The organism is Micromonospora sp. NPDC023956 (assembly GCF_040639195.1).
Classification (GTDB): Bacteria; Actinomycetota; Actinomycetes; order Mycobacteriales; family Micromonosporaceae; genus Micromonospora.
In genome coordinates, this window is the sequence record NZ_JBEZZN010000016.1 from 89,227 (window position 1) to 102,316 (window position 13,090).

Below are 13,090 nucleotides of genomic sequence, written 5' to 3' on the forward strand. Positions count from 1 at the left end.
GGCTGTTCTGGCGCGTGTACGGTGCCAGTACCTGTCGCACCTGCTGTGAGCTAGGGCTTCGTGAGTTCGGGGCACCTTCGTGACCATGGTGTTTCGATTGATCTATCTGGTCACGATCCGCGTGCTCGACGCCCTGCTGCACGCGGCCCGAAGTGACAACGTCGTGCTCGCGGAACTGCTGGCCCTTCGCCATGAGGTCGCGGTGCTGCGCCGCCAGGTCCACGGCCGACCACGCCTGTCCTGGCCAGACCGGGCGATCCTGTCCGCGCTGGCCCGGCGGCTGCCCCGTGCGGTCCGCGCCCACCGGATCGTGGCCCCGGCGACCCTGCTGGCCTGGCACCGCCGGCTGGTCCAACGTCGCTGGACCTACCCCCACCGCGGCGGCCGACCGCCTGTCAGCGACGAGACCCGCCAGCTCATCCGCCGAATGGCCCGGGACAACCCCCCGCTGGGGCCACAAGAGAATTCAGGACGAACTGCTCGGACTGGGCCACCGCGTCGGTCTCGGCACCATCCGCCGAGTCCTGGCCCGTGGCCGCCTCGGCCCCGCACCTCGCGACACCGACACCACCTGGCGGACATTCCTGCGTACCCAGGCCACCGGCCTGCTGGCCGCCGACTTCTTCCACGTCGATACCGTATGGCTGCGCCGCCTGTACGTGCTGGTCGTCATGGAGATCGCCACCCGCCGGGTCCACCTGCTCGGCGTGACCGAGCACCCGACCCAGGCGTGGGTGACCCAGCAGGCCCGCAACCTGCTCATGGACCTCGGAGAACGCACCAGCGACTTCCGGTTCATGATCCGCGACCGCGACACCAAATACGCCGCATCGTTCGACGCCGCACTCGCCGATGAGGGCGTACAGGTGGTAAAGACACCGCCGCGCACACCGAAGGCGAACTGTTTCGTCGAACGAAGGGGCCGCAGCATGCGCGAGGAGTGCACCGACCACGTCCTGATCTACGGCCAGCGGCATCTCAGGGTGGTACTGACCGAGTACGTCCGACACTTCAATCACCATCGGCCACCAGGGGCGCGGGCAGGTACCACCCAACCGTGAGCCGGGCATCGTGATGCCGATCGACGGCGTGGTCCGACGCCGACGACGACTGGGCGGGGTCATCAACGAGTACCACCGGGCCGCTTAACCGGATCTTTGAATTCGCAGGTCAGCAACTGGAACCGGGTTTTGGCCCCCTACAACCGACCCCACCGTCGTCAGCCGATGAATCGCCAACGTCGAAGCCGAGAGAGCCACCGCCGAGGCAAACCTGCGTCGCCTCACCGGACGCCGGACCATGAGCACGGACGAGATCCGCCACATCGTGCAAGCCCTGGGAAACATCATCGACGTACTACGCGCCGCCGATCCCACAGACAAGGGCCGAATCTACCGCGAACTGGGACTGACCCTGACCTACCGGCCGACGGCCCGCACGGTGTCCGCTCAGGTCAACCCTAGTGGATCATGTACTAAATTGTGTCCGAGGGGAGATCGATACCGTACCCCCCTGAGACGGTGACCCCGATATCGTTGGACACCCACCAGGCCAGGAAGACCGAGACAGCTGTCGTTCAGCCTGAGCGAACCGGCGCCAGGTAGTCCTCCCTCCGGCAAACCGGGGAAGCTCGAGTCCGGCCCTCCTTCGATGAGCAGGACGTCGTCCCCGCACGCGCAGGAATCTTCCGTTCACGCCGCCACGCTCGGCCTTCGCGCGTGCGTCGTCCCCGCACGCGCGCGGGTCTCCCCCTGGTGACCGTGCAGGCAATCAAGTCGCGGTGGGAGCGTCGTCTAGCCCCAGGTGCGTGAGCGCGGCGATCGCATGCCCTCGCGCCTCGGCTCGGGTTGGCGCGGCCCGCAGACCGAGCAGGCGCTGACGGTGCGGTTCACCCAGCAGGAGAGTGAACAGCGCACGCGCCAGGTCGGGATCCGGCTCAGGGAGACGTTCGCCGAGTGCCCGGATGTAGGACTCGGGACCGTCGCGGTAGAACCGTTTGGCCAGGTCGGGAAAGGCGTGGGCCTCGGTGACCATCAGCCGGTGCAGCCCGATCGCATCATCGGAGTGCAACGCGGAGACGATCTTGGTCGCGAGCCCGGTCAGGGTGTCGTCTTCGCCGCCATCCGGGCCAAGGGTGCGGTGGCGAAGCCGTTCGACAGCGGCAACGAACATCTCGGTCCGGTCGCCGAAGTAGCTGTAGATGGTGCGCTTGGCGACATGGGCTGTCGCGGCCACGTCGTCAAGCGAGACCTGACCGAACCCGCCTGCGACGAACAGGTGCACTGCGGCATCCAGGATCTCGTCGCGCCGCCGGATCCGCTCCGCCTCGGTCGGGCGACCCCGCTTGCGACGGGGCGCCTGCGGCAGGCTGGCGCTCATCACGGTTCCTCTCATCGACAACTGGTCGTCACCGATCCTATAATGAAACGGCCTACGTTTCATTACCTGGTCGATGTTGATCTCAACCAACGTTGAGACCTCAACGTCGGCCCGCAGGGAGGCGCCACGATCGGCTCATCCGTCGGCTGTGGCGAGCCCGGGCGAGGAGGAGACCCACATGCCCTCGAGCACACCGGCCAGAACGGCCGCCCGGACCAACAAGTCCACGACGAGGAGCAGGCGCAGCACCTCGGCGAACACAGCACCACCAACTGTGAGTGACGAGCAGTTGCTGGCGTTCTACCGGCAGATGGTGCTGATCCGCCGGTTCGAGGAGCGCGCCGCCCGCGCCTACACCGAGGCGAAGGTCGGCGGCTACTGCCACCTGAACCTTGGCGAGGAGGCCACCGTCGTCGGTCTCATGGCCGCGCTCGACGACTCCGACTACGTGTTCGCCAACTACCGGGAGCACGGGTACGCGATCGCCCGCGGAATCGGCCCAGAGCGGGTGATGGCCGAGCTGTACGGCCGCACCGACGGTGTGTCGCGGGGGTGGGGCGGGTCGATGCACATGTTCGACATCACGTCCCGGTTCATGGGCGGGTACGGCGTCGTCGGCGGCCAGTTACCACTCGCGACGGGGGCAGCGCTGGCCGTTGACTACCGCGGCGGATCCGAAGCGGTGATGTGCTTGATGGGCGACGGCACCACAAACATCGGCGCCTTCCACGAATCCCTCAACATCGCCGCCCTATGGAACCTGCCGATCGTCTACGTCGTGATCAACAACGGACTCGGTATGGGCACCACCGTCGAGCAGTCGTCCGCCGAACCCGAACTACACAAGCGCGCGTCCTCCTACCGGATGCCCGCTGCCCGCGTGAACGGCAACGACCCAGTCGCCGTCCACGGAGCCGCCAGGGCCGCACTGGCCAGTGCCCGGGCCGGGAAACCGTACCTGCTGGAGACCGTCTCCGGCCGCCTGAAGGGGCACTCGGTGGTGGATCCGGCGAAGTACCGCAGCAAGGAGGAAGCCGAGGCGTTGGAAGCGGCCGACCCCATCGCGGCCTACGCCGTCCGACTCCATGATCAAGGGCTGCTGACCGACGAATTGATCACCGAGATCGACGCCGAGGCCGCCGCCACGGTTGCCGCGGCCGCCGAGTTCGCCGATGCCAGCCCGTACCCGGAGGTGTCGACATTGTTCGACTACACCTATGCGACTCCGGTGCCGAACGATTCCCGTCGGCTGCCCGGTGACGCGCTCTTCCCCGCCGCGCCGCAGCCGACCGCCCAGCAGATCGGAGCTTCGGCATGAGTGTGATCACGTACCGGCAGGCGCTGCACGATGCTCTGCGGTCGGAGATGCTGCGCGACGAGAACGTGTTCTTGATCGGTGAGGAGATCGGCCTGTTCGAGGGCTCGTACAAGATCACCGCTGGCATGCTCGCCGAGTTCGGCCCGAAGCGGGTGCGGGACACCCCGATCGCCGAGGAGGGCTTCACCGGCGCCGCGATCGGCGCCGCCATGCTCGGCTTGCGGCCGGTGGTGGAGATCATGACGATCAACTTCTCCCTGCTCGCCCTGGACCAGATCGTCAACCATGCCGCCAAGATCTACGGCATGTTCGGCGGCCAGGCGAAGGTGCCGATGGTCATTCGCACCCCGGGCGGCGGCGGACAGCAGCTCGGCGCCACCCACTCGCAGAACATCGAGCTCTACTACGCCTTCGTCCCCGGCATGAAGGTCGTCGCCCCCTCCAACCCTGCCGACGCCAAGGCGCTGATGCTGGCCGCGATCCGCGACGACGACCCCGTCCTCGTGTTGGAGAACCTGGCGCTCTACAACACCAGGGGCGAGGTGCATGACGAGGACGTACCGGCCGAGATCGGCAAGGCAAAGATCACTCGCGAAGGTTCCGACATCAGCGTCGTCGCCTACTCCCGGATGGCGGCGGTCGCACTCCAGGTAGCCGAGAAGCTCGCCGAGAGTGATGGGATCGATGTCGAGGTAGTCGACCTACGCAGCCTCCGCCCGCTGGATCGGGAGACGGTCATCGCCTCGGTCCAGAAGACAAACTGCGCCGTCGTCCTCGAAGACGACTGGCTCACCTACGGCATCGGCGCCGAGATCGCCGCGACCATTTCCGACGGCGCCTTCGACTGGCTCGACGCCCCCGTCCGCCGCGTCGCGATGGCCGAAATCCCACTCCCCTATTCCAAGCCGCTTGAGACCGCGGCTCTGCCCTCCGCCGACGACGCGATCACCGCCATCCGCCAAACCCTCGACGCCGTCGCCCGGCGCCGCTGACCGGAGACCGGAGACCGGAGACCGGAGACCTTTCATGATCGACATCCTCATGCCGCGCCTGTCCGACACCATGGAGGAAGGCGCCATCTCCATCTGGCACAAGCAACCCGGCGACCCGGTCGCCGCCGGCGACATCCTCGTCGACATCGAGACCGACAAGGCCGTCATGGAGTACGAGGCCTACGAGAGCGGCACCCTGGCCGAGATCCTCGTCCCCGAAGGCCAGAACGCCGCCATCGGTACCCCCATTGCCCGCCTCAACGACGGATCTGGTGACGAGACCGTCATCCTCACGCAAGGGGCGCACGCCGAGTCGGCCGTCCCCGAACCAGCAGATAGTCATGGCGCCACCGATGCCGTCGACGAGGCTCCGACACCGGCTGCTGCGGAACAATCGCCCGCACCCGCGGCGACTGCGGTGAAGCCGGAGCACCGGGCCGCGACCCCGTTGGTACGCAAGCTCGCGCGGGAACGCGGCATCGACCTGATCAGCGTCACCGGCACGGGCCCCGGTGGTCGGATCGTCCGCGCGGATCTCGACGCCTTCGAATCGGAGCCGACGCCTGCACCGATTGCCAACAAACCGGCCGAGGCCGGATCGCCTCCCCCTGCTGCGGCCGGTGTCGCAGCACCGTCCGAACAGGACGCGCGTGAACCGACCACGGTGCCGTTCGATCCGGTGCGACAGGCGATCGCGAGGCGGCTTACCGAGAGCGCGACAACCATCCCGACCTTCACCGTGACTGCATCCGCCGACCTGGAGGACCTCCTCGCGCTCCGGGCGCAGCTGAACGCCGCGCTGCACGATGCCGGACGCAAGGTGACTGTCAACGACCTCATGGTGCGGGCGGTCGCGCTCGCCCTACGCGAGCACCCCGGCGTCAACGCGTCCTACTCCCCCGAGGGCCGTGGCCAAACCCTGCTGCACGGGCGGGTCAACATCGGCATCGCCGTCGCCTCCCCGGCCGGGCTCATAGTGCCGGTGATCCGCGATGCCGACGGGACGTCGGTCACGGCGATCTCCGCGCAGACCCGAGCTCTAGCCGAGAAGGCGGCGAACCGGACGTTGAACACGGCCGACATGGCCGACGGGACGTTCACAATCAGCAACCTCGGCATGTACGGAGTCGAGCACTTCACCGCGATCATCAACCCACCCCAAGGTGCGATCCTCGCCGTCGGCGCCGCGACACCGGAGCCCACGCTGACCGGGGAGACTCTGGAAGCGCGGCACCGGATGCGATACACGCTCACCGCCGACCACCGCATCATCGACGGCGCCCTGGCCGCGCAGTTCCTCGCCACCCTCACCGACCTGCTCGAGCATCCGCTGCGCATCGTGGCGTGACCGGGATCGTGGTGACCGGCTCGACCGGTCAGATCGGCTCACGCGCAGTTGCGGATCCGGCGTTGGGCATGATGTCGGGGCGACGGCGAGAGAGGTCGACGTATGGGGCTTCGGAGTTGGACCGGCTACACGCGCGGATCGCGGTCCGGTTCCGGCGGGCCGAGCCGCAGGCTCGGGTGCGGCAGTAGCTGGCTGAACCAGATCGCCTCCATCCGACGCATCGATGAAGCGGATTAGCGGACCGGGCCGGTGCCGCGACGGGCGCCTGGCTGTTGCTGCTGTCACCATCCGTTCGCCATGACCCGGGGCAACGGCCCGGCGGAGCGCTGGGGCCGCTGGTCTTCGCGGCCTTGTACCGTGCCATAACTCATCGCACATGTTGTGAGCTGGGAGTTCTCGGCTCGGGCTGATGATCTCTGGTATGGCCGTGCGGTTGCTGTACCTGGGGATGACCCGACTGTTCAGTGGACTGGAGTTGTTGATCCGCAGTGACAGGGCGTTGCTGGTCGAGGTTCTCGCGCTGCGGCATGAGGTAGCGGTGCTGCGTCGGCAGGTTCCCGGCCGGCTGCGGTTGTCCTGGCCGGACCGGGCGATCCTGGCCGCCCTGGCCCGTCTGCTGCCGCGCCGCATGCGGGAACACCGGATCGTCACCCCAGCCACATTGCTGAACTGGCACCGCCGCCTGGTACAACGCCACTGGACCTACCCGAACCGGCCCGGCCGGCCGCCAGTCAGCGACGAGATCCGCGACGTGGTGCTGCGGCTGGCCCGGGAGAACCTGCGATGGGGACACCGCCAAATCCAAGGCGAGCTACAACGACTCGGCCATCCGGTCGGGGCGGGCACGATCCGGCGGATCCTGGCGGGTCGACGTGTCGGCCCGCCGCCCCGCCAGCAGGACACCGACTGGCGTACCTTCCTGCGCAATCAGGCCGCTGGCCTGTTGGCCATCGACTCCTTCCATCTCGACACGATCCTGCTGCGACGCCTGTACGCGCTGGTCGTCATGGAGGTGTCCACCCGACGGGTCCACCTCTCGGCATCACCGCGCACCCCACCGGGCAGTGGGTAACCCAGCAGGCCCGCAGCCTCACCATGGATCTGAGCGAGCGCGCCAACCAGTTCCAGTTCCTGCTCCGCGACCGCGACAGCAAGTACACCGCCGCCTTCGATCACGTCTTCGCCGCCGAAGGCATCACCGTGGTCAAGACCCCACCCCGCACCCCACAGGCCAACTGCTTCATCGAACGCTGGGGACGCAGCCTCCGCGACGAGTGCACCGACCACATGTTGATCTACAACAAGCGGCACGCGTTGGCGGTAGTTGGCGAGTACGTGGACCATTTCAACGACCACCGGCCGCATCAAGGGCGACAGCCCAACCATGATCCGGCCGTCGTCATCCTCATGGACAAGCCCGTACGCCGCCGAAGATGACTCAGTGGGGTGATCAACGAGTACCACCGAGCAGTCTGAACGGATCTTCGAAATGCCAGGCCACAACCGTTGCGCGAGTTTGGCACGGTACAGGATACTTCGTGGCGGGATCGCGCTCAGGCGAGTAGGCGTTAGAGTCGCGCCATGGTGACCTTCCGGGTCGATGAGGTGACGCCCGCAGCCGAGGGCCTGCCCACCCGGCCGCTCGGTGAGTTGTTCGGGGACGCGCTGGTGTTCGGCGGTGATCCGGTGCTGCCGGTGCTCGTGCCGGACGGGGTGCATCCGCTGCTCGACGCCGTCGGGCGCGCGTTCGCCGACCATCGCCCGCTGGTGTTGTCCCCCGACGCGGTGTGGTTGACCATCGCGCAGGGTGTCGCCCAACATATCCGGCTGCACGCCGAGGAGCTGCGCCCCCGGTTGGTAGGCCACGCCGGCCGCAAGCGGCTCACCGTTACCGTCGACGGGCCGATGCCGCAGGACGCGGCTGCCTGGCAGGACGTGGTGGAGTCATTCCACAAGCTGCTGGCCGCCGAGGTCAGCGACGTTGACATGTTCGAGTGCGACTTCTCCACCAGCACCGAGGTCGACCGGCTCGCGGGACGAGTTGTCCTGCTCGACGCGTACTCGCCGTACTTCTCGCTGTGGCTGGTCTGCGTGTGCGGCATCCCGTCGATCACGTTGACCGGCACCGTGGCGGACTGGCAGAAGATCCGCGCACGGGTGGACGCAATCGCCGGGTTCGGCCTGCAGACGTGGTGCCGGTCGCTCGCGCCGGTCGCCGACCAGTTCGTCCGAGCCGCGGCGGGCGACGTGGACGTGGCGTTCTGGCGGCGGATCTACAACCCCGTCGACGCGTACGGCGGTGAGGTGGTCACCGGCTGGGCCGCGCGCCTGTACCCGTACCTTCGCGGTGAAGGGGTGGTGGAGCGGCCGAATCCGCTGCTGGAGTTGCCCATTGACGAGCCGCGCGACGCGACCGTTGACGGTCGCGGCTTCTACCAGGGTGCCGGCATCCGCACTGACCAGGTGCCCGCGACGTTGTCGCGAGCGACCGCCAACGTCAACGACCGGGCGGCGGGCGACAACCGTACGGTGGCCCTGCACGCCGGCCTGGTCGGCGTCGCCCAGGACGACGACGGTGGACTGCGGCCGGTGGCCGGCTGGTACCTCGCCCCGGCGGCGGTGGAGGTTGACGACGTGATCGACCGGATCGTACGCGACCACCAGACCAGCCCACCGCAACCCACGTGGCTGTTCAACGCGCCCGCCGAGGTGGTGGCGCTCTACCGGCGCGTCGGCTCCGCCACGCTGTTCGACACGTGGCGGCTGCTGCCGGTGGCCGAGCACCGCCGGGTCTACCGCGGCCATGGGGAGCATTCGCTCCTGGCGATCATGGACCTCGCCGACGGCAGGAGCGTCTGCGCGGCTCTCGACAGCGAAACGCAGCCGATCCACTGGGTCGTCTGCCGCCTCGAGGCGGCGGCGTCCGAACGGTCAGACGTCGACACCCTCTTCCGCCTGGTCGACGAGCCCGCCGACGTCCCCGTGTACGGCACCTCGCTCGCACGGTTGCTCGATGCGGCCCTCGACTCCGATGGCGACATCGCCCACCTGGAAACCGGCCGGCTCGATCAACTGGACCGACCCACCGGCTGATCCGAGACACGCCACCGGCAATTCGGCACAACCGAACACGTCCAGATTCGACAGCACTGAACAAAGGCCTACAGGGAGTGACACTTCGTGCCGCCGGTCGGCACGCGCGATCGGCGGCATGAGCGTTAAGGCAAACGAGGATCACTGCTCCGAGCAGCGGGCAGCCACGACGGGCGATCGAGCTCTGGTCTGGCGATAGATTTCACCTGTGACCTTGCCTGTCTTCTATGCGCGCCCGGAGTTCATGGGAAGCACACTGAGCGTTCCGCCTGCCCTGGCCAGCTGGGACACGGCTGGGTCGCCTGGCCAGGTTCGCTCCGCCGCGTTTGTCGCCGACGTTCAGGCGGCCGTCGCCGTGCAGGCGCGCGTCACACCGGATCCGCTCGCGCTGCGCGTGGACATCGGGCTGCCGGACAACGTGCCCCTGCTCGCGCTCAACGACCTCGACAACTACCTGTTTCCGCTCATCCCGAAGCTGACCAAGGGCATCGGGCGGCAGTTCGCCTCGGTGTGGGCGACCAAGCGGCATGCAACGAGGTCCTCGGTCGCGGTGTGCCAGACGCACACTGTCCAGGATCCCGGCGGAGCGTACTCGCTACAGGTGCGCACGACTGCGTCAGCCACTACCACCGCCTACAAGCGGCAGATCCGCGACCAGATCACCGCCGCTCAACCACTTTCCGAAGGCGGTATCGCCCTCCAGCTTGCGTTCGTGATCGGGCCCCGCCGCGCCTGGCCGAATCTCTGGAAGGCCACGATCGACTCGCTCGGCTCAATCTTGGGACGTGACGCCGGTGCCCGCGAGTGGGACGCACGCGACGGCCGCATCACAGACCTCGGACTGCACTGCGTCATCGACCCCGCCGCGGGCAACCAGGTCACCATCGCGGTCCGAGCCTGCACAGTTGGCAAGCAAGCGGCCCGTTGACGAGACGCCGATGCCGCCGCAGCGGCTCTCAGGTGATTCGACAACGCAGGAGGGTTCCCATATCCCGGCGCGACGGATCCTACGACGTTCTACCATCCAGAAACACAAACGGCCCGCGCTGAAGCGAAACTCAACGCGGACCGTGGGTGTATGGATCGTGTCCGAGGGGGGACTTGAACCCCCACGCCCTATACGGGCACTAGCACCTCAAGCTAGCGCGTCTGCCATTCCGCCACCCGGACCTACTCGTTCAGCCTACCCTGACTGCCGAGGTGGCTTTCCACCGCCCTCTGGCTGCCCGGCGGGCCGCACGGGGCATTACTTTACACCGCCGAACTCGATCATGCACATCGCCTTTGGCTGGACTCCCCGTGCGAGCATCTCCCCAGCTCACGGGCTTGAGCACCGAGACCACCCATGGGAATCCCACGTCGCCGGTGAATCCCATACCCCACGTCGCACACCCGGGGTGGCGTTCCACGGTCAGCTACCGGCAGCATGACGGAGTGTCCCAGCCGTCTCCACTGTCCGCCGTCCGGAACCGCGCCCTCGCCCTACGCGCCGGAGGTGACCTCGCCGGCGCCCGCCACCTCCTCGCGGACACCGTCGAGGCGGCCCGCCCCCGTCTGGGCGAGGACCACCCGGACCTGCTGGGCACCGCCCACCTCCTCGCCCGGCTGCACCGGGAGGCCGACGACCCGACCGGAGCGCGGCGGGTCCTGGAGGAGGCGTTCGCCGCCGGGGAGCGCCGGTGGGGGCACGCCGACCCGCTGATGGTGGCGATCGCGTTCGACCTCGCCGCCGTCGCGGAGGAACTCGGCAACCGTCACGAGGCTCGCCGCAACTACCAGCGGGTCGCCACGTCGGGTCCCGGCGTTCTCGGGGACGACCATCCGGCGGTCCGCGCTGCGCGGGCCTACCTGGGCCTGGCCCCCGCCGCTCCGGCGTCACCGGATCGTGGGGAGCCGACGGTTGCCATGCCCCCCGTCCCCACACCCCGCCAGCCCGACGTCACCGTTTCGTCTCCGGTCGGCGCAGCCTGGCCGTCCCCGCCAGCGCAGCCGCCTCGGACAGCAGACCTATCGGCGACGCCGGTCCCCGCCCGGATTCAGGGGGAGGCCGCCCTCGGCGCGCCTGCCGAGCGCCCGGCCGGACCGGTCGCCCCGCCGCCCGTACCACCTGCCGGGGAGCCCACCGGCCGGGCCGTCCCGCGTCCACGTGGCGCACCACCGGCTCCGCTCGGGCCACCGGTGGCACCGCTCCAGCCGCCGCCGGCCCCGGTCGGGCCACCGGTGGCACCGTCTGTGGCACTTCCCGCTCCGCCCCGCCCGCCGGCTTCTCCGCTGGTGCCGGGCACCAGACCGGCACCGGACGGCGCTTCCGGCCGCCCGCCGACGTCGCCACGCGCACCCGTCGGGCCACCCGGCAGCCCGCCGCCGGCCCCGCCACCGACGCCGACACCGCCAGCAGCGGGTGAGGCGGGCCGGCCCGAGCCCGCCCGGGAGTGGGACGAACCGACCGTGCAGGTCCGGCAGATCAGCACGTCCGACGGGGGGAGTCAGCCGGTGGGTGGGCCGGCCGGCGGCCGGCAGGCGCCCGTACCACCGCCACCCCCGGCCCGGATCCCGCCGGTCAGCGGACCCCCGACCCTCCCGATCAGCGGCGCCCCGTACGCCTCACCGGTGAGTGGTCCGCCGTACGCGCCGGTGAGCGGTGCGCCCTACACACCGGTGAGCGGGCCGCCGACGAGCGGGCCGCCGCACCTGTCCTCCCCGGTCAGCGCTCCACCCGCCGGTGAGCATCCGCCCGCCGCCGGTCCGTTCGACCCGCCGCCGCACCCCGCGCCGTTCCCTGTCCCGCCGGCGCGCACCGCTGCCCCCTTCGGCCCGCCAGCGCAGGCCGCCGCTCCCGCCGGTCCACCGGCGCAGCCCGCCGCCCCCGTCGGCCCACCGGCGCAGCCCGCGGCTCCCGCCGGTCCACCGGCGCAGGCCGCGCCGCACACCGCTGTGCCGTCGCACGGCGCAGACCCGGGGGGCCCGCCGTACACCGGGCCACCGCCGGTCGGGGCGGCCCCCGTCCCGTCGCCCACCGACGGGCCGCCGGCCACCGCTCCCACCGGGCAGTTGAGCACCCCCGCCTGGGATCTTCTCGCGCCGGCGGGCGGACCGCCCCCGACACCACCGGCTCCGGCACCACCGGTCCCGACGTCATTCGTCCCGACGTCATTCGTCCCGACGCCGCCGGTCCCGGCGCCGCCCGACCTGGCGGGCGGCAGCCCACTACCCCCGGGCCGCAGCCCACTGCCCCCGGGCGGCAGGACACTTCCTGTGGGCGGCAACCACCTGCCGGCGGACGCCACCGCCCCGCTCGCCTCCCCGCTGCCGTCGAGCCCGGAACCACCGGCGGGTGGTTACCCGTTCCACCCGCTCCGGCGCTCCCCCGCCGACGGGACCGGCCGTTCCGGCCGGGCGGCGGACGAGCCCGCCGGTGAGTTCTTCGGCCCACCGCCGTCCCCGTCGGCACCGGACGAGCTTCCCCCGGCGTACCCGGTGGCGGAGCCGGACCGGAACCGGGGCCGGCGGCTGCTGGTGGTGATGGTGACGGCGGCCGTGCTGGTGGTCCTGCTGGTGCTGGCCGGCGCGGCGCTGCTGGTGGTCAACGTGGTGCGGGACCAGACGGCGCCGAACCCGTCCACGGTCGCCCCACCGGCCCCGGCCCCGACCTTCGATCCGCCGGGCGACCTGCGGCTGCGCGACGACACCACCAGCGTCACGCTGACCTGGACCGACCCGTCCGGCGGGGTGGTGCCGTTCGTGGTGGCGGGCGGCCGGGCCGGTCTACAGCTGGGCGCGATGGCCACCCTCGACCCGGGACGGACGACCTGGACGGTCAACGGACTGAACCCCCGGGTGGACTACTGCTTCACCGTCCTGGCGGTCTATTCGACCGAGTCGTACGCCACGTCCGGTCAGGTCTGCACCACCCGCGAGCCGGGCCCGACACCCAGCTGATCGGACATCGTCCCTGCATAC

10 protein-coding genes, 1 tRNA gene and 2 pseudogenes are annotated in these 13,090 nt (G+C 69.7%); 10 read left to right on the forward strand and 3 right to left on the reverse strand.

Going from position 1 to position 13,090, the window contains the following annotated elements; translation table 11 throughout:
• Positions 1 to 287 precede the first annotated feature (287 nt).
• A complete protein-coding gene (locus AB0F58_RS25250; protein WP_357147632.1) occupies positions 288 to 1,061 on the forward strand; it encodes an integrase core domain-containing protein in 774 nt (257 codons plus the stop codon).
• 709 nt (positions 1,062 to 1,770) lie between these two features.
• Here AB0F58_RS25250 and AB0F58_RS25255 read toward each other — a convergent pair.
• Positions 1,771 to 2,379 (reverse strand): TetR/AcrR family transcriptional regulator, encoded by a 609-nt coding sequence (locus AB0F58_RS25255; protein WP_357147635.1) that lies wholly within the window; start codon positions 2,377 to 2,379, stop codon positions 1,771 to 1,773.
• A 135-nt stretch (positions 2,380 to 2,514) separates the two neighbouring features.
• Entirely contained in the window at positions 2,515 to 2,640 is a 126-nt protein-coding gene (locus AB0F58_RS25260) for a hypothetical protein (protein WP_357147637.1), read from the reverse strand.
• A 13-nt stretch (positions 2,641 to 2,653) separates the two neighbouring features.
• On the opposite strand from AB0F58_RS25260, the gene pdhA reads away from it, so the two are divergent.
• From pdhA to AB0F58_RS25295, 7 genes are all read left to right on the forward strand, one after another.
• Positions 2,654 to 3,697 (forward strand): pyruvate dehydrogenase (acetyl-transferring) E1 component subunit alpha, encoded by a 1,044-nt coding sequence (gene pdhA, locus AB0F58_RS25265; RefSeq protein WP_357147640.1) that lies wholly within the window; start codon positions 2,654 to 2,656, stop codon positions 3,695 to 3,697.
• The gene (locus AB0F58_RS25270) at positions 3,694 to 4,689 is read left to right on the forward strand and encodes an alpha-ketoacid dehydrogenase subunit beta (RefSeq protein WP_357147643.1); all 996 of its coding nucleotides are present in this window, start codon (positions 3,694 to 3,696) and stop codon (positions 4,687 to 4,689) included. Before pdhA ends, AB0F58_RS25270 begins: the two co-directional genes overlap by 4 nt.
• A 34-nt stretch (positions 4,690 to 4,723) precedes the next feature.
• Entirely contained in the window at positions 4,724 to 6,037 is a 1,314-nt protein-coding gene (locus AB0F58_RS25275; RefSeq protein WP_357147646.1) for a dihydrolipoamide acetyltransferase family protein, read from the forward strand.
• A 409-nt stretch (positions 6,038 to 6,446) separates the two neighbouring features.
• A complete protein-coding gene (locus AB0F58_RS25280) occupies positions 6,447 to 7,109 on the forward strand; it encodes a helix-turn-helix domain-containing protein (protein ID WP_357147649.1) in 663 nt (220 codons plus the stop codon).
• 23 nt (positions 7,110 to 7,132) lie between these two features.
• A complete protein-coding gene (locus AB0F58_RS25285) occupies positions 7,133 to 7,474 on the forward strand; it encodes an integrase core domain-containing protein (protein WP_357147651.1) in 342 nt (113 codons plus the stop codon).
• A 144-nt stretch (positions 7,475 to 7,618) separates the two neighbouring features.
• Positions 7,619 to 9,130, forward strand: coding sequence for a DUF4419 domain-containing protein (locus AB0F58_RS25290; RefSeq protein ID WP_357147654.1), 1,512 nt, complete (start codon positions 7,619 to 7,621; stop codon positions 9,128 to 9,130).
• Between the two features lie 208 nt (positions 9,131 to 9,338).
• Complete coding sequence (locus AB0F58_RS25295; RefSeq protein ID WP_357147657.1) at positions 9,339 to 10,058, forward strand: hypothetical protein; 720 nt, start codon at positions 9,339 to 9,341, stop codon at positions 10,056 to 10,058.
• A gap of 158 nt (positions 10,059 to 10,216) precedes the next feature.
• Here the strand turns inward: AB0F58_RS25295 and AB0F58_RS25300 are convergent.
• Positions 10,217 to 10,300: transfer RNA gene (locus tag AB0F58_RS25300), tRNA-Leu, on the reverse strand.
• Between the two features lie 264 nt (positions 10,301 to 10,564).
• Between AB0F58_RS25300 and AB0F58_RS25305 the strand changes: the two are divergent.
• Both AB0F58_RS25305 and AB0F58_RS25310 read left to right on the forward strand, forming a co-directional pair.
• Positions 10,565 to 10,981: pseudogene (locus AB0F58_RS25305) on the forward strand (tetratricopeptide repeat protein); the annotation flags it as partial.
• A 1,617-nt stretch (positions 10,982 to 12,598) separates the two neighbouring features.
• Positions 12,599 to 13,069: pseudogene (locus AB0F58_RS25310) on the forward strand (fibronectin type III domain-containing protein); the annotation flags it as partial.
• Between the last annotated feature and the right edge of the window lie 21 nt (positions 13,070 to 13,090).

Excerpts from the sequence above, each read along its gene's own strand:
- AB0F58_RS25270 (WP_357147643.1), top strand. The coding sequence starts at position 3,694 with ATGAGTGTGATCACGTACCGGCAGGCGCTGCACGATGCTCTGCGGTCG.
- AB0F58_RS25255 (WP_357147635.1), bottom strand. The coding sequence starts at position 2,379 with ATGAGCGCCAGCCTGCCGCAGGCGCCCCGTCGCAAGCGGGGTCGCCCG.
- AB0F58_RS25290 (WP_357147654.1), top strand. The coding sequence starts at position 7,619 with ATGGTGACCTTCCGGGTCGATGAGGTGACGCCCGCAGCCGAGGGCCTG.
- AB0F58_RS25280 (WP_357147649.1), top strand. The coding sequence starts at position 6,447 with ATGATCTCTGGTATGGCCGTGCGGTTGCTGTACCTGGGGATGACCCGA.
- AB0F58_RS25275 (WP_357147646.1), top strand. The coding sequence starts at position 4,724 with ATGATCGACATCCTCATGCCGCGCCTGTCCGACACCATGGAGGAAGGC.
- AB0F58_RS25285 (WP_357147651.1), top strand. The coding sequence starts at position 7,133 with ATGGATCTGAGCGAGCGCGCCAACCAGTTCCAGTTCCTGCTCCGCGAC.